The organism is Oceanimonas baumannii (assembly GCF_002245495.1).
GTDB lineage: Bacteria > Pseudomonadota > Gammaproteobacteria > Enterobacterales > Aeromonadaceae > Oceanimonas > Oceanimonas baumannii.
The window spans coordinates 40,305-60,091 of sequence record NZ_NQJF01000008.1 but is presented as its reverse complement, the minus strand read 5'-3'; the positions used below and the strand labels follow the sequence as shown (position 1 = coordinate 60,091).

Genomic DNA, 19,787 nt, shown 5'->3' with positions numbered 1-19,787 from the left:
GTTAAGCATAAAAATTCAGGTTTTTATATTGCATTGCTGGGGGATGTGTGAGTGAACATTGCAATTTGAGTCCATGTGCATTGTTCGACGGTGTCAATAAGAGCACCGATAGTGATTCAAAGGTGGTGAACAAGTGAAAAAATAAGGGGAAAGCCGCGAATACGAAGAAGCCCTGGTCGCGCGCTGACTCGCAACCAGGGAAATATCACAGCGTGTTATCAGGCGCCGAGGGCCTGGCGCACTGCTTGAATGGAGTCAGCCTGCATGTCGGCGTAGAGGCCAAATTCGTCAATGACCGCGCTGCCCAGGGCCTGCTCAAAGGCGACCTTGCTGGCATTCTGGCCATAGGCCTCGTGACCGGCGTTCCCCAGGTTGGACTGAAAAATGCCTGCAGCACTGACCGGCAGGAAGTCTTCATAAGTGATGGGGCTGGCCTGCACCAGTCCGGCCTCAATAAGTGCTTCCATGTCATCGCTATTGGCAATGCCCCCCTGGGCTGCTTGCTTACGACCGGCATCGGTAAGCTCATAGCGGAAATACCCCAGTTGCTGCTGGCGAAGACTGGTCTCATCGTCGGGAAAGTCGGCAAAAATATCGGCCAGCTGGCGCTGATGACGGTCGTTGTCGGGCTGAGCCGGGGCCTGGCGTGAGCGGCTGAGCAGCTGATCGTAAAGGTCGCGTCCTTTTGGTGTGAGGGCCATGCCGCGCTGCTCGATTTCGCCAAAGCGGGCGGTGTGTGTGCCGGCCTGCTTACCGTCAAACATCACGACTTCTTCCAGGGCGGTAAAGCTGGTCTGGCGAAGCAATATGGGGCAGCGACGACGGGGCGGGCCTTCAATGACCGCCTTGGGACTGATGCCCGCAGCTGGCATTTGCTGCTGCACGGCGTCAATGTCCAGGGAGCGTGGTGTCAGGTGATTGATATGGGGGCCGTGAAAGCAGACCACGTCGGCAATAAGCCGGTGTGAGTTCTGCAGTGCCTGGTAACTGGCGTGGTCAACGGTGGCATGCTGGTGCCAGCGAAAGGTTTCCAGTACTTCGGCCACGAATTCCTGTGCCTGAGCATCGGTCAGGCCGCCCTGCGCTTCGGCAACGTCCACCAGTTTTCTGGCCTGGGCAGTAAAGATGTCCCGTTGTGCGAGAATGGCCTCGGCCTGCTGGCGCAGGACGGCATCTTCGATCAACTCCAGCCGCAGCAGCGAGGTAAAAATACGAAACGGATTGTGCTGCAAGGAGGCCTGATCAACGGGGCGAAATGCGGTGGAATGAACCGGTACGCCGGCTTCGGACAGATCGTAGTAGCTGACCGGTTGCATACCCATAATGGCGAAAATACGCCGCAGCATATTCAACTCGGCTGCGGTGCCAACCCGAATGGCACCATGGCGTTCAAGGCTCAGTCGCTCCAGCTCGCCCTGGTGTTGCAGTTGTTGATGCAAGCCAGGCTCGCGGGCCAGCACTTGCTTATTGATGTCGGCTACCAGTTGTACCAGGGTGCCGTATTGTGGCACCTCCTGCTGGTACATGCGCGACATGGCATCGGAAAACAGGGTACGGATACTATCCGAAGAAACGTAGGCAACGTGCACCATGGTGGCAATGTCCTTTGACCAGTAAAACAGAGAATCTGCCAAACCTTAATACCCCTTCAATCAGTATGACAAACGGTGATTGCTCGTGAATACATTCCACAATGGAATTAGATGTCGCCCGGCGTTATCGCATCACGATAAAAGCAGGGGAAAAAGCGCCTGACCCTGTGAGGGCGGTGTGACCCGTCTGCGAAACCGGACGCTGAACGGTTTTTACCCGAATGAATCTGTGTACAATGGCAGATAAAACAGCGTTAACAAGCCGCGCTCGGAGAGAAATACATCAATGGATCGTCGTCAATTTTTGGCCGGCATGGCTTTGTTGCCTCTGGCTGGTTGCGGTTTGCAGGGAAGCTTGAGAGTGGGCATTCATACCTGGATTGGTTATGAAACGCTCTATCTGGCACAAAACCTGCGGTGGCTGCCGTCCGGGGTGGAGCTGGTATCGGGGAGCAGTGCCACCGATTCACTGACCGGGCTGCGCAACGGCGAACTGGATGCTGCCTGTCTGACCCTGGATGAAACCCTGCTGGCGCGTAGCCTGGGGTTGCCGCTACAAATTGCGCTGGTCTTCAATGTATCTGCCGGTGCCGACATGCTGGTGGCCAGGCCGGAAATTGAAACGCTGCAGCAACTGAAGGGGAAACGCCTGGGGGTAGAGTCGACGGCATTGGGTGCCCTGATGCTGAATCGGGTGTTGCACCAGGCCGGGCTGGCACAAAATGCGGTGCAGAGGGTGGAGCTGGCTCCTTCCGGACAACTGGCGGCCTGGCAGCAACAACAGGTAGATGCCGTGATTACCTATGAACCTACCGCCAGCCGGTTGCTGGAAAATGGCGGGGTGCGCCTGTTCGACAGCCGGGCATTGCCCGATACCATTTTTGATGTACTGGCGGTGCGTACCGACAGCCTGTTGTTCAAGCCGCTTAAGGCTTTGATTGTCAGCCACTTTCAGGCACTGGAGCATCTGCGTACTAATCGCCAGGATGCCCTTTATCGGGTAGCTGCCCGTCAGCAGGTGAGTCCGTTGCAGGTAAAGCAGGCACTGGCCGGGGTGATGCTGCCGGGGCTGGCGGCCAACCATCGTTATTTGGACCATGCCGACAGCCGGCTTGCCGATGCGGGCCGCCAACTGCAGAGCATTATGCTGGATCACGGTCTTTTACCACATCCCAAACAGCAGGGTACCTTGCTGACATCCCGATGGCTTCCCGAGGATATGGTATGAAACGATGGTTCATCCTGTTGGGCCTGTTGCTGTTGACGCTGCCATCCCGGGCCGAGCAGGTATTGACCATGGGGGTGTTTTCCTATCGGGAAAAGCCTCTGATGCAGCAAATGTATCAGCCGCTGGCAGATTACCTGAGCGAGCAGCTCACCGATACCCGGGTGCAACTGCTGGTGCTTAGCCAGGATGAAATGGAGCAGCAACTCAACCGTAATAACCTGGACCTGGTGTTCACCAATCCCAGCCATTATCTGTTGCTGCGCAGCCAGAATGCGCTGACGGGAGTACTGGCTACCAAAATCAGCCGTGAACGGGATATCGCAACCAGTGCCCTCGGTGGCGTGATTGTGGCACGCCGGGAGCGTGATGACGTGCAAACACTGGATAATCTGCGGGCACACACGGTAGCGATTCCCGGCTATCGCTTTCTTGGTGGTTTTCAGACGCAGGTGTTTGAGTTACAGGAAGCGGGAATTGCTCTGCGAGATTTGAGGCTTAGCGTGGTGGGCGGCCACGACAGCGTGATTGATGCAGTGATTAGCGGACAGGCTGATGCCGGTTTTGTGCGTACCGGTATTCTCGAAGGGTTGCCTGTTGAAGATCGCACCCGGTTAAAAGTGATTAATGCGCAGCACTTGCCTGGTTTTCCCTTTGCGGTGTCTACCCGGCTTTACCCCGAATGGCCGTTTCTGGCGTTGCCCAAAGTGTCGCCGCTGCATATTCGTCGTATTGCCAGTGCCCTGATGGCGCTGGAGCATGCCCATCCGGCGGCCCGGGCGGCGAAAATAGAAGGGTTTGCACCACCCGGTGATTATTTGCCGGTAGAAAACCTTGCCCGTCATCTGCTACAGCCTCCTTATGACAGGGAGCCGGCCCCCAGTTTGCTGGCAATGTGGCGGTTTTACGGACCCTGGCTGGTGTTCGTATGTGTATTGCTGCTGCTGTTAAGCCTGAGTCTGGTGGCGCTGGTGGGTAAGCACCTGCAGGTACGTCAGAGCCGGCAGGCCTACCGGGATCAGAGCCGCAAGCTGGAAGAAGTGATCTGGGGGACCGGTATTGGTGTGTGGGAGTGGCAGGTAACCGGCGACATCATTGCCTGCAGTGATCAGTGTGCCTATCCGGCAGGCTATCAGCATGGCTGGCCGGACGGTATGGCTACCAGCCGGTTGCGGGCGGTGTTTTATCCCGGTGATTTGCGCAGGCTGCAACAGGCCACCCAGCGCGTTCTGAATGCAGAGTACGAGCAGATTGAGCTGGAATTGCGCATGCGGCATGGCCGGGGCGGGTATGCCTGGATCCTGCTCAAAGGGCGGGTGGCGTCACGCTCGGCTGCGGGCCGGGTGTTGCGTATGTCGGGTACGTTGCAGGATATTACCCAGCGCAGGGCTCAGCAGGAAACCATCGCCGGTAATGAAGAGCGGTTACGTACCATCGTATCGTTTTTGCCCATGGGTATTGTGCTGACCGATCACAAAGGACGGGTGGTGCAATGCAACAGTGCCGTTGAACATCTGCTGAATACCGCTCCTGGCCATCAGCTGGATGAAGTATATGAGCGCAGGGGCTGGCGGGTGCAGCGCCCTGATGGCTCTGACATGCCGAAGGAAGAGTTTGCCAGCCACCGGGCTCTGAAGGAACGCCGTCCCGTTCACAATGTGGTGATGGAGCTGAGCACGGATACCGGGATCCGCTGGCTGAATGTGAGTGCGACCCCGCTTGGGCATGTCAACTACAGCCTGGTGGTGTCCTTTACTGATATCACCGCCGAGCGCCGTGCGGATCTTGAGCTGCGGCTGGCGGCCAGTGTGTTCGGATATTCCCGGGAGGCGATCATGATCACCAATGAAGATGAGCTTATTCTGGATGTGAATGAGGCTTTTACCCGAATTACCGGTTATGCACGGGATGAAGTGCTGGGTCAAAGCGCCGGAAAGTTGATTTCTGATCGGCACTCCGAGTCTTTTTACAGTGAATTGTGGCGGGCGCTGGCCGGCCACGGCTACTGGCAGGGGGAAGTGTGGAGTCGCCGCAAGAATGGTGAACGCTATGCCCAAATGCTGAGCGTGAGCAGGGTGCAGGATGAAGGTGGCCGTTCTCAGCATTTTGTATCCATGTTTTCCGATATAACCCCCCTGCTGGATCAACAGGAAAAGCTGGAACGCATAGCGCATTACGATGTGCTCACCGGACTACCCAATCGTTTGTTGCTGGCTGATCGCCTGCAGCAGGCGATGGCAAACTGCCGTCGCCGGGGCGGGGCCGTGGGATTGGTGTTTCTGGATCTCGATGGCTTTAAGGCGGTCAATGATGTTCACGGCCACGATGCCGGAGACGAGTTGCTGAGACAGCTGGCTCAGCGCATGCAGGGCTGTTTGCGGGAGAACGATACTCTGGCCCGCCAGGGAGGCGATGAATTTGTGGCGGTGCTGGCCGGTATGAACAGCCCTGATGATGGTACCGAGGTATTGCAACGTTTGTTGGTTGCCGCCGGTGAGCCGGTGCAGCTTGATGGTGGTGTAGTACAGGTGTCGGCAAGCCTGGGGATGGCAGTCTATCCCCGGGACGGGGTTGATGCCGATCAGCTGATGCGCCGTGCCGATCTGGCCATGTACGCGGCCAAGCAGGAGGGGAAAAACCGCTGGCAGCGCTTTGCTGATCTGCAACAAAGCCAGCTGGAGTATGAGTTGGGTGATGTATAAATTATCTGCAAACAGGAGCGCAGTATGCTGGATGTATTGTTGATGGTAATGGTCACGTTGCTGGCGGGGCTGGCCATGCCGGCAGGTGCCATGCTGGCACGGGTAGAGCGTATTCATCCCGGCTGGTTGGAAAACGAATTCCGGCATTCGGTGGTGGCGTTTGGCGGCGGAGCCTTGTTATCGGCAGTGGCGCTGGTGCTGGTGCCGGAAGGCAGTGCCAGGCTGGACACCGGCATGGCGGCGTTATGTTTTGCCGGCGGCGGGCTGGCTTTTATGCTGCTGGATGTGCTGCTGGCGCATTTTCGAACCCGGGCCGGGCAGCTGGCCGCTATGCTGACGGACTTTATTCCGGAATCACTGGCGCTGGGGGCGGCGTTTGCCTATGGCAGTAAAAGCGGAGCCATGCTGCTGGCAGGGCTGATGGCACTGCAGAATTTGCCGGAAGGCTTTAATGCTTACCGGGAGCTCTCTGGAAGTGCCCGCCCCGGCAAAGAGCGGGGCAAGAGGGCAATAACGTCGTTTGTGGTGATGTCGTTGTTGGGGCCCGCGGCTGCGCTGGCGGGTTTTTTCTGGTTTGCCGGTAATCCCCCGCTGGTGTCTGGCATTATGCTGTTTGCCGCCGGGGGCATTTTATACTCGGTATTTCAGGACATTGCTCCGCAGGCTGTACTGGAACGCCACTGGGCACCGCCCATGGGGGCGGTGATGGGCTTCTTGCTGGGCATTCTCGGCCACATGATTACCACCCACGGAACCTGAGTTACTGCTCCGGCGACTGCAATGCACCGGGCCGGCTTTCCAGCCGGTCCGACTCAAACAGGTTTTCCAGCTCGGCCCGTGCCTGCCGCGCGGTCTGGATTACTGCTGTTTCATCGTTATAAACCTTGTGCTGCTCTATCAGTACACTTTCATCGTGCTGGCGGAAACGGCGCAGGCGGGCATCGGTCTGCTCTTCGGTCAGTCCTAATCCCAGCAGTACCTGACGGCTCATTTCCAGGCTGGAATGAAAAGTTTCCCGTACCGGATAGGCTCCCAGATCCCATAATTTGTGCACGTGCTGGCGGTTACGGGCTCTGGCGATTACTTTCATATTCGGATAGCGCCGGCGGATCTGGCTGGTAATGTGCAGGTTGGTTTCCGGATCATCGGTGGCCACAATAAAAAATTCAGCCTGCTCTGCCCCGGCCGTACGTAATACACCGGCACGCAGCGGGTCGCCGTAATAGATGGGAATATTATCAATACTACGGGTAAAGCTGATGGTATCCACTTCGTTATCAAAGGCAACAAAGGGCACGCGCTGGGCACGCAGCATGCGCGCCACAATCTGCCCCATGCGACCCATGCCCACAATCACGGCCCGAGGGCTGTGATCTTCGGGCTGATGATATTCCGGTGGTACCTCTTTGTGTGACGAGACTTGCCTGAGCCAGCGGGCTGCGAGCATCAGCAGCAGCGGTGTGAGGGCCATGGATACGGTAATGGTGAGTACCAGCAGATCGTGCAGGGAGGCCGTCATCAGTTCATGCTGCAGCGCCAGCTTGAACAGGACAAAGGCAAACTCACCACCGGCGGCCAGTAACAGACCCAGGCGCAGGGCCTCCTGAGTGCTGAGCCGTCCGATCTGGCGGCCTACCAGTACCAGCAAGGGACATTTGACTGTCAGCAGCAGCCCAGCCAGACCCAGCACCTGCCAGGGATGACTGAACAGCAGGCTTAAATCGGCTGTCATCCCCACGCCGATAAAAAACAGCCCCAGCAGAAGTCCCTCAAAGGGAGCAATCTGGGACTCCAGCTCGTGGCGGTATTCCGAGTCGGCCAGCAACACCCCAGCCAGAAAAGCTCCCAGCGCCATAGATACACCGGCCCATTCCATCAGCCAGGCGGTCCCCATTACTACCAGCAGGGCGGTGGCAGTCGATACTTCCTGCAGGCCGGTTTTGGCGACCACGCGAAACACCGGCCGGAGCAGATAACGTCCTCCCACAAATACAATGCCGATGCTCAGCACAACCTGCAATAAATGCCAAAGGCCATTGTCACTGGTATTTTGTGCTGAGCCCAGCACCGGAACCAGTGCAATCAGGGGAATGGCGGCAATATCCTGGAACAGTAAAATGGCGAAGGCTTGCCGGCCATGGGGGCTATTGAGTGCTTTGCGTTCGGCCAGTAACTGCAGGCCCATGGCGGTAGACGACAAGGCCAGCCCGAACCCCAGCACCAGTGCGCTCTCGGGTGACAGGGAGAACACCAGCCAGGCCCCCGATGCCAGTACGATACCGGTGAACATTACCTGAGCCATTCCTGCTCCGAATACGGCCCGGCGCATCACCCACAGCCGCTTGGGGGACAACTCCAGGCCAATCAGAAACATCAGCATCACCACGCCTAGTTCTGATAGCTGGGCCACACTGTGCGGGGCACTGATTAAACCAGTGACAGCCGGGCCGATAATGACACCACCGAGCAGGTAGCCGAGCACGGCCCCGAGCTTGAGGTGTTTAGCGAGAGGGACCATTACAACCGCAGTCAGCAAAAAGATCACGCTGGCCTGCAACAGGCTACCGGCATCGGCCATGGGAGCTCCTGAGCAGAAAGGATAATTGTGAGGGAAGTGCTTTCAGTTTCGCACGGCACTGAATAAAACGGAATAGTGCCTGCCGCCCCGAAGCCGGTTTTGATATGATCTCCTTTTTAGCAACGGAATCGCCGCCCGTGGACGCCACCGACAGCCATAGCCATGTTCTTTTTGATCCTGAAGGCCCGCTGGCAAAGGCCATTGAGGGGTTCAGTCCCCGTGCAGCACAGCTGGAGATGTCGGCGGCGGTGAGCCGGGCCATGCAGGATCGCATTCCGCTGGTAGTAGAAGCGGGTACCGGCACCGGCAAAACCTTTGCTTATCTGGCCCCGGCCCTGGCTGCGGGTAAAAAAGTGGTAGTGAGCACCGGTTCGCGTAATTTGCAGGAACAGCTGTATCACCGCGATCTGCCCACGCTGGTGCAGGCGCTGGGTTATGCTCATCCGGTGGCCCTGCTGAAAGGCCGTTCCAATTATTTGTGCATTGAACGGCTGGGTCGGCTGAATGATGCCGTGCCTGGCATGTCGTCGGCTGCACTGGCAGATTTGCAGACGGTAAAGCGCTTTGCGCCACTGACTACCTCCGGTGATGTGGGAGATATTCCCGGCCTTTCCGAGCGCAGCGAGCTGCTGCCCTTGATCACCAGCACCAACGATAATTGTGCCGGCCGTGACTGTGCTCATTATCAGGAGTGTTATCTGGTCAAGGCTCGCAACAAGGCCATGGAAGCACAGGTGGTGGTGGTGAATCACCATTTGTTTTTTGCCGACATGGCCGTGCGTGATACCGGTTTCGGCCAGCTTATCCCTGATGCCGAAGTCTGTATTCTGGATGAGGCCCATCAGCTACCGGAGATTGCCGGCCAGTATTTCGGACAGAGCCAGTCGGGGCGGCAGTTCAGTGAGCTGTCACGGGACATGCGACTGGCACAAAAAACCGAAGCCAAGGACATGGCGCAGATTACCAAGGCGGCGGATCAGCTGGAACGCTGTGCTCAGGATTTCCGGCTGGCATTCGGGCTGGATAGCGGTCGCGGCCAGCTCAGGCCGGCACTGGGCCGCAGTGTGATTGCCCAGGCACTGTCTCGTCTGAATGACAGCCTGAGTTTTACCCACGAAGTGCTTAAGCTGGCACTAGGCCGGGGTGAGCAGCTTGATCAGTGTTTTGAGCGTTTGATTGGTCTGCGTACCCAGCTTGAGGCCCTGACCCGGGTGGAAGAGAACGGGTATTCTTTCTGGTATGACTGCAGCCGGTTGCATGTGACCCTGCATAAAACGCCCTTGTCGGTTGCCGAACGCTTCTCTGCGGAGCTGGCGCGGGAGGAGGTGAGCTGGATATTTACTTCCGCGACGCTGGCCGTAGGGGACAGTTTTGAGCACTTTTGCAACGATCTCGGTCTCAGTGAATGCCGTACCTTGCAATTGGACAGCCCTTTTGATTACCCTCGCCAGTCGCGGTTGTGCGTGCCCCGCTATTTGCCCGAAACCAGCGGGGCCGGCAGAGGCCGCATGCTGGCCCACAGTCTGCTGGAGACCCTTGAGAAAGTACCGGGTGGTACCTTTTTTCTGTGCACCAGTTATCAGGTGATGCGGGAAGTGGCCGAAGTATTGCGGGCACAGCTGGATCGCAGCGTGCTGATGCAGGGGGAAGATAATAAGGTACGCTTGCTTGAGCAGTTCAGTCAGGACGGCCGGGCGGTGCTGGTGGCTACCGGCAGTTTCTGGGAAGGCATAGACGTGCGGGGACGGGCGCTGCAGTGTGTGGTGATTGACAAACTGCCCTTTGCTGCACCGGACGACCCCTTGCTCAGTGCCCGGCTGGAAGACTGTCGTCGCAAGGGCGAAGACGGCTTTGCCCGGGTGCAATTACCCAAGGCGATTATTACCCTTAAACAGGGGGTGGGGCGGCTTATCCGTGATGTGGAAGACAAGGGTGTGCTGGTGATTACCGATGCTCGCCTGGTTAACCGTGCCTACGGCGCCGATTTTATTGCCAGCCTTCCGGCCATGCCACGAACTCGCAGCCTGCGGGCGCTGAATGAATTTTTGTTGAATCTGGAGTAATACCATGAGCCTGTTAATGGCCATCGACACCGCCACCGAAGCCTGCTCTGCGGCGCTTTGGTACCAGGGTGACATTCTTGCCCGCTATCAGGTTGCCCCCCGCGGCCATACCGATCTTATTCTGCCGATGGTGCAGGAACTGCTTGATGAAGCCGGCATTTCCCTGAACCAGCTGGACGGGCTGGCGTTTGGCCGCGGTCCAGGCTCGTTTACCGGGGTGCGTATTACTCTGGGAGTGGCACAGGGGCTGGCATTCGGGGCTGACCTGCCACTGTTGGGTGTGTCGAATCTGCAGGCCCTGGCCCAGGGAGCTCACAGGGAAACCGGCTGTAATACGGTGCTGAGTGCCATTGACGCCCGCATGGGGGAAATTTATGTGGGGGGATTCTCCCTGCAAGACGGGGTGATGACTCAGGTACTGGAAGAAGCCGTGTTGCCCCCCGAGGCACTGGAAAAACCGGCTACCGAGCTCTGGCAGCAGGCGGCCGGCAGCGGATTTGTCACCTATCCTGAACTGAAAGCTCATGCCGGTGCCCTGTGCGAGGCGGTACCGTTTCCCCAGGCGGGCGACATGCTGCCTCAGGCACTGCAGGATCTGGCCGCCGGTCGTGGTATCAGTGCCGCTGAGGCCAGACCGGTTTATTTGCGTGACAAGGTTACCTGGCAGAAACTGCCGGGTCGCTGAGGAGTCGGGGTGGCTGTATTCTATTCGTTTACCCGGGATGAAACGCCGCTGATATTTCCGCAGCGGCCTTACCATCGCACCCGCCACTGTTCACTGCGCCGAAAACGGCAGCGCCGGCGGCTGTTGCGTCAGTGGCACCGACAACGCCTCCGCTGAGTTTTTTCAATTTCTGACAGAGCCTGCATGACTTATATATACATTGACGATAACCAACAGCTTGCCGAATTTTGTGAAACCGATGCTACTGTGCTGGCCATCGATACCGAATTTGTACGGACTCGCACCTATTACGCCCGCCCTGGGCTTTATCAGCTGAATGACGGTGAACGCACCGCACTGATTGACCCGCTTGCCGTGACTGACTGCACCCCTTTATGGCGTTTGCTGCATGATCCCGCCCGTTTGTGTCTGCTTCATGCCGGAGGAGAGGATCTGGAGCTGTTTCAGCATCAGAGTGGTGCTCTGCCGGCCCGGGTGCATGATACCCAACTGGCGGCAGCGTTTCTGGGGCTGGGAGCTCAGCTGGGGTTTGCACCGCTGGTTGAACAACTGCTGGGGGTCAGTCTGGATAAGGCCCATGCCCGTACCGACTGGCTGGCACGTCCCTTGTCGGACGCACAGCTGAGTTACGCCGCTGATGATGTGATTTATCTTTATCCGCTTTACCAGACACTCCATGAACAACTGAGCCAGAAAGGGTTTCTGGACTGGTTCGAGCAGGAATGTGAATGGGCGGTCAAGCGTCGTGCGGTCAGTGTGGCTCCTGGGCTGGCCTATCTGGAAGCCAAAAATGCCTGGACACTGGACCGGCAGGCACTGGGTATTTTACAGCGGTTGTGCGAGTGGCGGCTGAATGAGGCGCGCAAGCGGGATCTGGCGGTAAATTTTGTGGTACGTGAAGCCCATTTGTTGCGAGTGGCAGAACGAGCGCCGCAAAATCTGAGTGATCTGAACCGGCTGGGCCTGGAACCCATGGAAATCAAACGCCACGGTCATACATTGCTGACACTGGTGCAGCAGGCACTGGAAACGCCGGACAGCTGGCCGGAGCGAGTGACCAGGCTTGTCGATTTTCCTGGTTACAAGGCGGAGCTGAAGCGTATTCGCGGGTTGGTGGAGCAGGCTGGCGAGGCCAGTGGCGTGCCTGCCGAACTGATTGCGTCAAAACGCCTTATTCATCAGTATCTCAGCTGGAAATGGCGGCTGGAAGAAAGTGCAGAGGCCAGACCGCTGTTGTTGCAGGGGTGGCGTGGCGAATTGCTTGAGCAGTGCCTGTAAGCAGGACTACCGTCAATCCGGTTTATAGTAAAAGCCCCGTTTTACGGGGCTTTGTTTAGCTCAGGCACAGGCTGACATCAGGAGGCTGATTTGTCTTCCTGCTCGGGAAGCATGATGTTCAGCTCCAGCACCGAGAGATTTTCACCTTTCTGGTCGAGCTGAACGGAAATCTGCTCAAGCTCAATGTTCACGTATTTGCGAATAACTTCCAGAATGTCCTGTTTCATTTGTGGCAGGTAATCGGGGGTATCCCGCTGACTGCGTTCGTGTGCCACAATAATTTGCAGTCGTTCTTTGGCCAGTTTAGCGCTGCTCTGGTTCTTTCTTGAACGGAAATAGTCCAGTAGAGACATGAATTAACTCCCAAAAAGTCGGCTGAAAAATCCTTTCTTCCCTTCTTCGAGGAAACGAAACTCCCGGTCTTCACCCAGCAGGCGTGCCACAGTATCGGCATAACACTGACCGGCATCGGAGTCGCTGTCGAGAATGACGGGCTCACCGGCGTTTGATGCTTTCAGCACCGCCTGAGACTCCGGGATTACCCCCAGCAGCGGAATGGCCAGAATTTCCTGAACATCTTCCACGCTCAGCATCTCGCCACGACTTACCCGCTCGGGGGAGTAACGGGTCAGCAGTAAATGCTCTTTAATCGGCTCTTTGCCTTGCTCGGCCCGGCGTGATTTGGAAGAAAGAATGCCCAGAATCCGGTCGGAGTCACGCACCGATGATACTTCCGGGTTAGTGGTCACAATGGCTTCGTCGGCAAAATACAATGCCATCAGGGCACCGCTTTCAATGCCGGCGGGGGAATCACAGATGATGTAGTCAAAGCCCATATCGCCGAGGTCTTTGATGATCTTTTCTACCCCTTCGCGGGTGAGTGCATCTTTGTCACGGGTTTGTGAGGCCGGCAGAATATAAAGCTGCTCAACCCGCTTGTCGCGGATCAGGGCCTGAGTGAGATTGGCGTCGCCATTGATGACATTAACAAAATCATAAACCACGCGGCGCTCACAACCCATAATCAGATCCAGGTTGCGTAAACCGATATCGAAATCAATGACCACCGTTTTATGGCCCAGTTTGGCCAGACCGGTACTGATGGCTGCGCTGGAGGTGGTTTTACCCACGCCTCCCTTACCAGAGGTGACGACGATAATCCGTGCCATAAAGAGGGTTCCTAAGTCGAAAAAAAATCAGAGCTTGTCGAGTTTGAGCTGTTCACCGGACAGAGAAATACTGACCGGTTGTTCCCAGTGCTCACCCTGCAAGCCATCGCTGAGCTGATAATGGCCGGCTACCGACACCAGTTCCGGCATCAGTTGCTGGCAGTAAATACGTGCGTTTTCATTGCCTTTGGCACCTGCTACGGCGCGGCCGCGCAGGGCACCATAAACATGAATGCTGTCATCGGCGATCACCTCGGCCCCGTTACTGACGGCACCGAGCACCACTAAGGATCCATTCTGAGCGTAAATTTGCTGGCCTGAGCGAACCGGACCGCGATGAACCCGGGTTCCTGGCTGATTCAGCAAGGCAGATGAAGGGGAAGGCTCGGCAGCAGGGGCGGGGACTTTACCGGTGGTCATGACCGCAAGACCGGCGGCTCTGGCGGCGGCCCGGCCACTATCATCGAGAATACCGCTGACACCCACCGGGACCAGCTCCAGTTCGCGTACGGCGGCCGACAGTGCTGAAAAGTCAGGAATCTGCGGTAACTTTTCGATATTGATAACCAGTGGTGCAGCGCGGAAAAAACCCGGTGCCTGTGCGATTTTTTCCTGTAGTTGCTGTTTCGCCTGTGCAATGTCGGCTGAGTTGAGATGTAATACCGACAGGGTAAAGCTGCTGCCTTTTAATTCAATGCCACGCTCCGCCATAAGCGGCTGTCCCCCAAGGAAGTGATCCTTTTTGTTATTGGTCGTGCTGATGGTATAGTTTGCCGTCTTAACTGGCAATAAACCCGACGGATTATAGCAATTTCCATGTTGTGTGCAGTGTATAAAAGCCCCAAAAAGGCAGAAACCTATTTGTTTGTTGAACGTCGCGACGATTTTTCGCGCGTTCCCGCTCCGTTAATGGATACCTTTGGCACGCCACAGCTGGCGATGATGTTTAATCTTGCCGGTAAAACCCGTTTGGGTATCTCTGACATCGATAAGGTGCGTGCGGCGCTGAAAACTCAGGGCTATTTTCTGCAGTTGCCGCCGCCCCCGGAAAACCTGCTGAAAGAGCATCTGGCACGCCAGGCGGCTGAACGCGGCAGTAATAAATAAGGAAAGAGCATGTATCAGCATCTTGATCAGGAAGGTTTTGTGCTGCCTTATGCCAATGGCAAGGTGGTCTGTGTAGGGCGCAGCTACCGGGATCATGCCGAGGAGCTGAATAACCCGGTACCCGAATCCCCCTTGTTGTTTATCAAGCCGGCTACCAGCCTGACCCCGTTAAGTGAACCGCTGGTACTGCCGGCGGAGGCCGGCCCGGTTCATCATGAGGCGGAAGTGGCACTGCTTATCGGACGCAGGCTGTGCAAAGCCGATGCCGGTACTGCGCTTGCCGGGGTGGCGGGCGTGGGGCTGGCGCTTGATCTGACCCTGCGGGCACTGCAGGACGAGTTGAAAGCCAAGGGACATCCCTGGGAGCGGGCCAAGGCGTTCGATGGCAGCTGTCCCATGGGGCCGTTTTTGGCTCCGGAATTGCTGTCACCACTACAGCAGCTCGACTTTTCGCTGATGGTTAATGGTGAGCTCCGTCAGTCCGGCAACACCGGGCTGATGATGTGGTCAATGGGCGAGTTGCTGGCAGATATCAGCCATAGTTTTACCCTGATGCCCGGTGATATTGTCCTGACCGGCACTCCTAAAGGGGTGGGTGAGCTGAATCCCGGTGATGCACTGACGTTAACACTGGATAACAAGTTTGCCTTTGAGGCAAAGGTAGCGAAGTAAATGCAGGTTAATTTCTGGCAGACCAAGTCTCTTGAGGAGATGACCGATGAGGAATGGGAAGCCCTGTGTGATGGCTGTGGAAAGTGTTGTCTGAACAAGCTGATCGACGAGGAAACCGAAGAGCTTGTGCACACCAATGTGGCCTGCGAGTTGCTGAATACCCACAGCTGCGCCTGCAGCGACTATGCAAACCGGTTTGAACGGGTACCGGATTGTCTGAAAATCACCCGTGAACAACTGAGCGAGTTCTACTGGCTACCCTCCACCTGTGCCTACCGGGTACTGGCGGAAGGCAAGTCGTTGCCGTCCTGGCATCCGCTGCGTACCGGCTCGAAAAGTGCCATGCATCGTGCCGGACAGTCGGTGCGGGGCAAGGTGGTTCCCGAATCAAAAGCCGGCGACTGGGAAGATCATATTATTACCTGGGCCAGCTAAGCTCGGCACACTATGCTCGGCCCGCCTCCTGATTTAAGGTGGCGGGCTTTCTTTCTGAAGCATGCATTCCGGCCCGGTGCCGGAATGGCAGCAGTCTAGCGCTTCATTCCTGTCAGCCTTGCCACGATAAATACTGCCGCCAGGGCAGTGAGCACAGCAAAGACACCCATCAGCCACTGAGGCATGGTCAGCCCCAGCCACTGCCAGTCGATGGATGAGCAGTCACCACTGGGATAAAATACCGCCGGCCACCAGATATCCAGCTGAAACCAGGCCGGAAATTCCGCCACGGTGGAGCACTGGTGAAAGGGGGATGGGTTAAGCTGGTAACCCACATGTTCCCTGGCCAGTAAAAAACCCTTTGCCGATGCTCCAAGCCAGCCCGCCAATGCCACATTGCTTGTTACCATATTGCCTGGGGCCAGCCAGCCCAGTATACCGGCCAGAATGATCCCGCCCAGGGCCGCCCGCTGATATACACACATGACACAAGGGGCGTAACCCTGTACGTATTGGTAGTAAAGTGCAATCAGCAGTAATGCCAGGCTGCCGATAGTCAGCAAGGCCCAGGCGGTACGGGTACGGGAAAACCGGACAAGCGGGTGGCTTGTGGCTGGCTGGTTCGCTCTGTTATTATTTTTTGCGCTATTTATCATTGTTTAACCTTGCCTTATTACAGAGTGCTTTCATGATCATCAAGGCTCAAAGCCCTGCCGGTTTCGCGGAAGAATATATCATAGAGTCTATCTGGAACAGCCGGTTCCCACCGGGCTCCATTTTGCCTGCCGAGCGGGAGCTGTCGGAGCTGATTGGTGTTACCCGCACCACCTTGCGTGAAGTGTTGCACCGGCTGGCCCGGGATGGCTGGCTGACGATTCGCCACGGCAAGCCCACACGGGTAAATAATGTGTGGGAAACATCCGGTCTGAATATCCTGGAAACCCTGGCACGTTTGGATGCCAATAAAACCCCTGAGCTGATCGAACACTTGCTGTCGGCACGCACTCATATCAGCTCCATTTTTATTCGTAGTGCCATTCGCCATCAGCCCACGGCAGTGGAGGAGGCGGTGGACGGCATCGGACAGGTTGCCGATGACGCCGAGGCCTACTCGGTGTTTGATTATGAGGTTCATCATCGTCTTGCTTTTGCCTCGGGCAATCCGATTTATGGCCTGATCCTGAATGGCTTCAAGGGCCTTTATTGCCGGGTGGGGCGTTATTATTTCTCCCGTGAGCAAACCCGGGCCCTGGCGATGGCGTATTACCGTGATCTGGCGGAGTTTGCACGTCAGGGCGATGCCGATGGCGTCGCGGAACGGGTACGGGAATATGGCAAGGCCTCCGGCTTGTTATGGCAGCAAATACAGGAGCAACTGTCCGGCGAGCCGGGAGCGTCACCGTTGTCGCTCTGATACCGCCATACAAGGCAAGCCCGGCATGGTAACCGGGCTGTCAGAGGGGTCAGCTTTCCTGATGTTTTGGGGGGCAGCGGCCCAGCAGGGTGCCGCTGCCATCGGCTTCTTCCTGTTCGAGCAGTACATCAAAGCCCCATAAACGGTGTACATGTTTGATGACTTCATGGCAGGAGTCTGACAGGGGAATGCGGTTGTGGGGCACGTGCCGCAGGGTCAGTGACCGGTCGCCTTTTACTTCCACGTTATATACCTGAATGTTGGGCTCCAGGTTGGACAGGTTGTACTGATTTGACAGGGTCTGGCGCAACAGCCGGTAGCCGGACTCATCGTGAATGGCGGAAATTTCAAGGTAGTTATGGGTATCGTCATCTGCCACCGCAAACAGATGCATATCACGCATGACCTTGGGTGAAAGGAACTGACTGATAAAACTTTCGTCTTTAAAGTTTTCCATGGCAAAGTGCAGTGTTTTCACCCAGTCCGAACCGGCAATATCCGGAAACCAGGCCTTGTCTTCGTCGGTGGGAGCTTCACAAATACGGCGAATGTCCTGAAACATGGTAAAGCCCAGGGCATAGGGGTTGATGCCGGAGTAATATTTACTGTTGTAGGGGGGCTGAAACACCACATTGGTGTGGCTGTGCAGGATTTCCAGCATAAACCGGTCGGTTACCAGCCCTTCGTCATACATATGCTGACAAATGGTATAGTGCCAGAAGGTCGCCCAGCCCTCGTTCATGACCTGAGTCTGTTTTTGCGGATAAAAATACTGGCTTATCTTGCGTACGATACGGACCACTTCCCGTTGCCAGGGCTCGAGCAAAGGAGCGTGTTTCTCAATGAAATACAGCAGGTTTTCTTCTGGCTCCCGGGGATAACGGATTTTCTTCTGCTCTTTTTCATCTTCCATGCGAGGAAGGGTACGCCACAGCTCGTTCACCTGGGTCTGCAGATAGGCTTCCCGGGCCTTCTGCCGCCGGCGCTCTTCTGCCAATGACAGCTTTTGTGGTCGTTTGTAACGATCAACTCCGTAATTCATCAGGGCATGGCAGCTGTCCAGCAGGCCTTCTACTTCAGCTACACCGTATTTTTCTTCGCATTCATTGATGTAATGTTTAGCGAACAGCAGATAGTCGATAATGGACTCGGCATCTGTCCAGGTTTTAAACAGGTAGTTATTTTTAAAAAAGGAATTGTGCCCGTAGCAGGCATGGGCCATCACCAGCGCCTGCATGGGCATGGTGTTTTCTTCCATCAGATAGGCGATGCAGGGGTTGGAATTGATCACGATTTCATAGGCCAGCCCCATCTGGCCACGTTTGTAATTCTGTTCGGTCTGGATAAACTTTTTGCCATAAGACCAGTGATGGTAGCCAATGGGCATACCGATACTGGAATAGGCGTCCATCATCTGCTCACCGGTAATAATCTCTATCTGATTGGGGTAGGTGCTCAGTCCGTAGTGTTCGGCAATACGGATAATTTCTGTGTGATAGGCTTCGAGCAGCTCGAAGGTCCAGTCGGGGCCGTCACTGAGCGGCCGGCTTTTTTTTAGTGCTTGGGCCATGGGTCACCTCACGCAGCCTGCTTTCTGAACAGCTCTCTGAATACGGGATAAATATCTTCCACCGAGCGGATATGCTCCATGGCAAAGGAGGAAAACGCGCTGGCAATGGTTTCATATTCGTGCCACAGGCTCTGGTGAGCCCGGTTGGTGATTTCTATGTAAGTGTAGTAACGCACCAGCGGCATAATGTCTTTTTGCAGTAGTTGCCGGCAGAGGGGGGAATCATCCGCCCAGTTGTCACCATCGGACGCCTGAGCGGCATAGATATTCCACTGATCTGCCGGATAACGTTCGTTCATGACTTCCTTCATCAGCTGAAGCGCACTGGAAACGATGGTGCCGCCGGTTTCCTGAGAGTAGAAAAACTCCTGTTCATCCACTTCCTTTGCCTGAGTATGATGCCGGATAAACACCACATCGACGTTTTTATAGCTGCGGGTAAGAAACAGGTACAGCAGCAGATAAAAGCGTTTGGCCATGTCTTTGGTGGCCTGATCCATGGAGCCAGATACGTCCATCAGGCAGAACATGACCGCCTGAGTAGAAGGGACCGGCCGTTTCACAAAGTTGTTGTAGCGCAGATCAAAGGTGTCGATAAAAGGCACCGCTGCAATGCGCCGTTTCATCTCGGAAATCTCGTCTTCCAGCTCCTGAATCCGGGCATAGTTTTCTGCCGGCCGTTTGCTCAGTTCGGCCAGCTCCTGCTCAAGCTCGGTGAGAGAACGTTTCTTTCCGGCCTGCAGGGCGATACGCCGGGCCAGAGACTGGCGCAGTGAACGCACCACATTAATGTTGGCCGGCACACCGTCGGCGGTATAGCCGGCCCGGAAGGTTTTCATTTCACTGATTTTGTTAAGCTTGTTTTTCTCCAGGTTCGGCAGCTCCAGGCCGTCAAACAGCAGATCCAGGTACTCGTCTTTGGAGATCTGAAACACGAAATCGTCCTGACCTTCTCCCTGATTGCTGGCTTCTCCCTGACCGCTGCCTCCACCGCCACCCCCGGATGGGCGGTCTACTTTGTCGCCGGTGACAAACTGATCGTTGCCGGGGTGCACCTGATCCCGGTGTCCCCCTTTACCGTGGTGGAAAAAGGGCTCGGAAATGTCCCGGGTCGGAATGGAGACACTCTCACCCTGGTCAATGTCCTGAATGCTTCGTTTGAGCACCGCGTCTGACACCGCCTTTTTAAGCTGTTGTTTGTAGCGGCGGATAAAGCGCTGCCGGTTAACAGCGCTTTTGTTGCGGCCATTCAGTCGTCTGTCGATAAAATGCGCCATGATTCCCCCAACTGATGACT

Annotated in this window: 18 protein-coding genes; 10 read left to right on the top strand and 8 right to left on the bottom strand. The window is 56.2% G+C overall.

Annotated features, from left to right (window positions below; genetic code table 11):
- Positions 1-218: 218 nt before the first annotated feature.
- Positions 219-1,634 (bottom strand): 2-oxoadipate dioxygenase/decarboxylase HglS, encoded by a 1,416-nt coding sequence (hglS, locus tag B6S09_RS10515; protein WP_208321735.1) that lies wholly within the window; start codon positions 1,632-1,634, stop codon positions 219-221.
- Between the two features lie 244 nt (positions 1,635-1,878).
- Here hglS and B6S09_RS10510 point away from each other — a divergent pair, with 244 nt between their 5' ends.
- From B6S09_RS10510 to B6S09_RS10500, 3 genes are read left to right on the top strand one after another with little or no spacing between them, the layout of a single operon-like run.
- Positions 1,879-2,820, top strand: a complete 942-nt coding sequence (locus B6S09_RS10510; protein ID WP_094278442.1) for an ABC transporter substrate-binding protein — start codon at positions 1,879-1,881, stop codon at positions 2,818-2,820.
- Entirely contained in the window at positions 2,817-5,519 is a 2,703-nt protein-coding gene (locus B6S09_RS10505) for a diguanylate cyclase domain-containing protein (protein WP_094278441.1), read from the top strand. Before B6S09_RS10510 ends, B6S09_RS10505 begins: the two co-directional genes overlap by 4 nt.
- Positions 5,520-5,543: 24 nt before the next feature.
- Positions 5,544-6,278 carry a ZIP family metal transporter gene (locus tag B6S09_RS10500; protein WP_094278440.1) on the top strand — a complete coding sequence of 245 codons (735 nt, stop codon included), beginning with the start codon at positions 5,544-5,546 and terminating at the stop codon, positions 6,276-6,278.
- Between the two features lies 1 nt (position 6,279).
- Here the strand turns inward: B6S09_RS10500 and B6S09_RS10495 are convergent, their stop codons facing one another.
- Positions 6,280-8,097 carry a monovalent cation:proton antiporter-2 (CPA2) family protein gene (locus B6S09_RS10495; RefSeq protein WP_094278439.1) on the bottom strand — a complete coding sequence of 606 codons (1,818 nt, stop codon included), beginning with the start codon at positions 8,095-8,097 and terminating at the stop codon, positions 6,280-6,282.
- Between the two features lie 104 nt (positions 8,098-8,201).
- Here B6S09_RS10495 and yoaA point away from each other — a divergent pair, with 104 nt between their 5' ends.
- The 3 genes from yoaA to rnd all read left to right on the top strand — a co-directional run bounded on the left by yoaA (position 8,202) and on the right by rnd (position 12,123).
- A complete protein-coding gene (gene yoaA / locus B6S09_RS10490; RefSeq protein ID WP_244900102.1) occupies positions 8,202-10,160 on the top strand; it encodes a DNA repair helicase YoaA in 1,959 nt (652 codons plus the stop codon).
- A gap of 4 nt (positions 10,161-10,164) precedes the next feature.
- Positions 10,165-10,845, top strand: coding sequence for a tRNA (adenosine(37)-N6)-threonylcarbamoyltransferase complex dimerization subunit type 1 TsaB (gene tsaB / locus B6S09_RS10485; RefSeq protein ID WP_166670315.1), 681 nt, complete (start codon positions 10,165-10,167; stop codon positions 10,843-10,845).
- A 183-nt stretch (positions 10,846-11,028) separates the two neighbouring features.
- A complete protein-coding gene (rnd, locus tag B6S09_RS10480; RefSeq protein ID WP_094278437.1) occupies positions 11,029-12,123 on the top strand; it encodes a ribonuclease D in 1,095 nt (364 codons plus the stop codon).
- A gap of 77 nt (positions 12,124-12,200) precedes the next feature.
- Here the strand turns inward: rnd and minE are convergent, their stop codons facing one another.
- The 3 genes from minE to minC are packed head-to-tail and all read right to left on the bottom strand — an operon-like array spanning position 12,201 to position 14,003.
- Positions 12,201-12,476, bottom strand: coding sequence for a cell division topological specificity factor MinE (gene minE / locus B6S09_RS10475; protein WP_094278436.1), 276 nt, complete (start codon positions 12,474-12,476; stop codon positions 12,201-12,203).
- A 3-nt stretch (positions 12,477-12,479) separates the two neighbouring features.
- Positions 12,480-13,292, bottom strand: a complete 813-nt coding sequence (minD, locus tag B6S09_RS10470) for a septum site-determining protein MinD (protein ID WP_094278435.1) — start codon at positions 13,290-13,292, stop codon at positions 12,480-12,482.
- Positions 13,293-13,319: 27 nt separating this feature from the next.
- A complete protein-coding gene (gene minC, locus B6S09_RS10465) occupies positions 13,320-14,003 on the bottom strand; it encodes a septum site-determining protein MinC (protein WP_094278434.1) in 684 nt (227 codons plus the stop codon).
- A gap of 105 nt (positions 14,004-14,108) precedes the next feature.
- On the opposite strand from minC, the gene B6S09_RS10460 reads away from it, so the two are divergent.
- Genes B6S09_RS10460 through B6S09_RS18535 form a run of 3 tightly spaced genes read left to right on the top strand, consistent with a single transcriptional unit; the run spans position 14,109 to position 15,506 of the window.
- Positions 14,109-14,399, top strand: a complete 291-nt coding sequence (locus tag B6S09_RS10460) for a YcgL domain-containing protein (protein ID WP_094278433.1) — start codon at positions 14,109-14,111, stop codon at positions 14,397-14,399.
- 9 nt (positions 14,400-14,408) lie between these two features.
- Entirely contained in the window at positions 14,409-15,071 is a 663-nt protein-coding gene (locus B6S09_RS18540; RefSeq protein WP_094278432.1) for a fumarylacetoacetate hydrolase family protein, read from the top strand.
- Positions 15,072-15,506 (top strand): YcgN family cysteine cluster protein, encoded by a 435-nt coding sequence (locus B6S09_RS18535; protein WP_094278431.1) that lies wholly within the window; start codon positions 15,072-15,074, stop codon positions 15,504-15,506.
- 95 nt (positions 15,507-15,601) lie between these two features.
- On the opposite strand, the gene dsbB is transcribed toward B6S09_RS18535, so the two are convergent.
- Positions 15,602-16,162 (bottom strand): disulfide bond formation protein DsbB, encoded by a 561-nt coding sequence (gene dsbB, locus B6S09_RS10445; protein WP_094278430.1) that lies wholly within the window; start codon positions 16,160-16,162, stop codon positions 15,602-15,604.
- Positions 16,163-16,194: 32 nt separating this feature from the next.
- Here dsbB and fadR point away from each other — a divergent pair, with 32 nt between their 5' ends.
- A complete protein-coding gene (gene fadR, locus B6S09_RS10440; RefSeq protein WP_094278429.1) occupies positions 16,195-16,920 on the top strand; it encodes a fatty acid metabolism transcriptional regulator FadR in 726 nt (241 codons plus the stop codon).
- A 49-nt stretch (positions 16,921-16,969) separates the two neighbouring features.
- Here fadR and B6S09_RS10435 read toward each other — a convergent pair whose 3' ends face one another.
- Complete coding sequence (locus B6S09_RS10435) at positions 16,970-18,490, bottom strand: SpoVR family protein (RefSeq protein ID WP_094278428.1); 1,521 nt, start codon at positions 18,488-18,490, stop codon at positions 16,970-16,972.
- Positions 18,491-18,498: 8 nt separating this feature from the next.
- Positions 18,499-19,767, bottom strand: a complete 1,269-nt coding sequence (locus B6S09_RS10430) for a YeaH/YhbH family protein (RefSeq protein ID WP_094278427.1) — start codon at positions 19,765-19,767, stop codon at positions 18,499-18,501.
- Positions 19,768-19,787: the final 20 nt, after the last annotated feature.

Excerpts from the sequence above, each read along its gene's own strand:
- B6S09_RS10505 (WP_094278441.1), top strand. The coding sequence starts at position 2,817 with ATGAAACGATGGTTCATCCTGTTGGGCCTGTTGCTGTTGACGCTGCCA.
- B6S09_RS10460 (WP_094278433.1), top strand. The coding sequence starts at position 14,109 with ATGTTGTGTGCAGTGTATAAAAGCCCCAAAAAGGCAGAAACCTATTTG.
- tsaB (WP_166670315.1), top strand. The coding sequence starts at position 10,165 with ATGAGCCTGTTAATGGCCATCGACACCGCCACCGAAGCCTGCTCTGCG.
- B6S09_RS10500 (WP_094278440.1), top strand. The coding sequence starts at position 5,544 with ATGCTGGATGTATTGTTGATGGTAATGGTCACGTTGCTGGCGGGGCTG.
- rnd (WP_094278437.1), top strand. The coding sequence starts at position 11,029 with ATGACTTATATATACATTGACGATAACCAACAGCTTGCCGAATTTTGT.
- B6S09_RS18540 (WP_094278432.1), top strand. The coding sequence starts at position 14,409 with ATGTATCAGCATCTTGATCAGGAAGGTTTTGTGCTGCCTTATGCCAAT.
- B6S09_RS10495 (WP_094278439.1), bottom strand. The coding sequence starts at position 8,097 with ATGGCCGATGCCGGTAGCCTGTTGCAGGCCAGCGTGATCTTTTTGCTG.
- dsbB (WP_094278430.1), bottom strand. The coding sequence starts at position 16,162 with ATGATAAATAGCGCAAAAAATAATAACAGAGCGAACCAGCCAGCCACA.
- B6S09_RS10430 (WP_094278427.1), bottom strand. The coding sequence starts at position 19,767 with ATGGCGCATTTTATCGACAGACGACTGAATGGCCGCAACAAAAGCGCT.
- fadR (WP_094278429.1), top strand. The coding sequence starts at position 16,195 with ATGATCATCAAGGCTCAAAGCCCTGCCGGTTTCGCGGAAGAATATATC.
- yoaA (WP_244900102.1), top strand. The coding sequence starts at position 8,202 with ATGATCTCCTTTTTAGCAACGGAATCGCCGCCCGTGGACGCCACCGAC.
- B6S09_RS10435 (WP_094278428.1), bottom strand. The coding sequence starts at position 18,490 with ATGGCCCAAGCACTAAAAAAAAGCCGGCCGCTCAGTGACGGCCCCGAC.
- minC (WP_094278434.1), bottom strand. The coding sequence starts at position 14,003 with ATGGCGGAGCGTGGCATTGAATTAAAAGGCAGCAGCTTTACCCTGTCG.
- B6S09_RS18535 (WP_094278431.1), top strand. The coding sequence starts at position 15,072 with ATGCAGGTTAATTTCTGGCAGACCAAGTCTCTTGAGGAGATGACCGAT.
- minD (WP_094278435.1), bottom strand. The coding sequence starts at position 13,292 with ATGGCACGGATTATCGTCGTCACCTCTGGTAAGGGAGGCGTGGGTAAA.
- B6S09_RS10510 (WP_094278442.1), top strand. The coding sequence starts at position 1,879 with ATGGATCGTCGTCAATTTTTGGCCGGCATGGCTTTGTTGCCTCTGGCT.
- minE (WP_094278436.1), bottom strand. The coding sequence starts at position 12,476 with ATGTCTCTACTGGACTATTTCCGTTCAAGAAAGAACCAGAGCAGCGCT.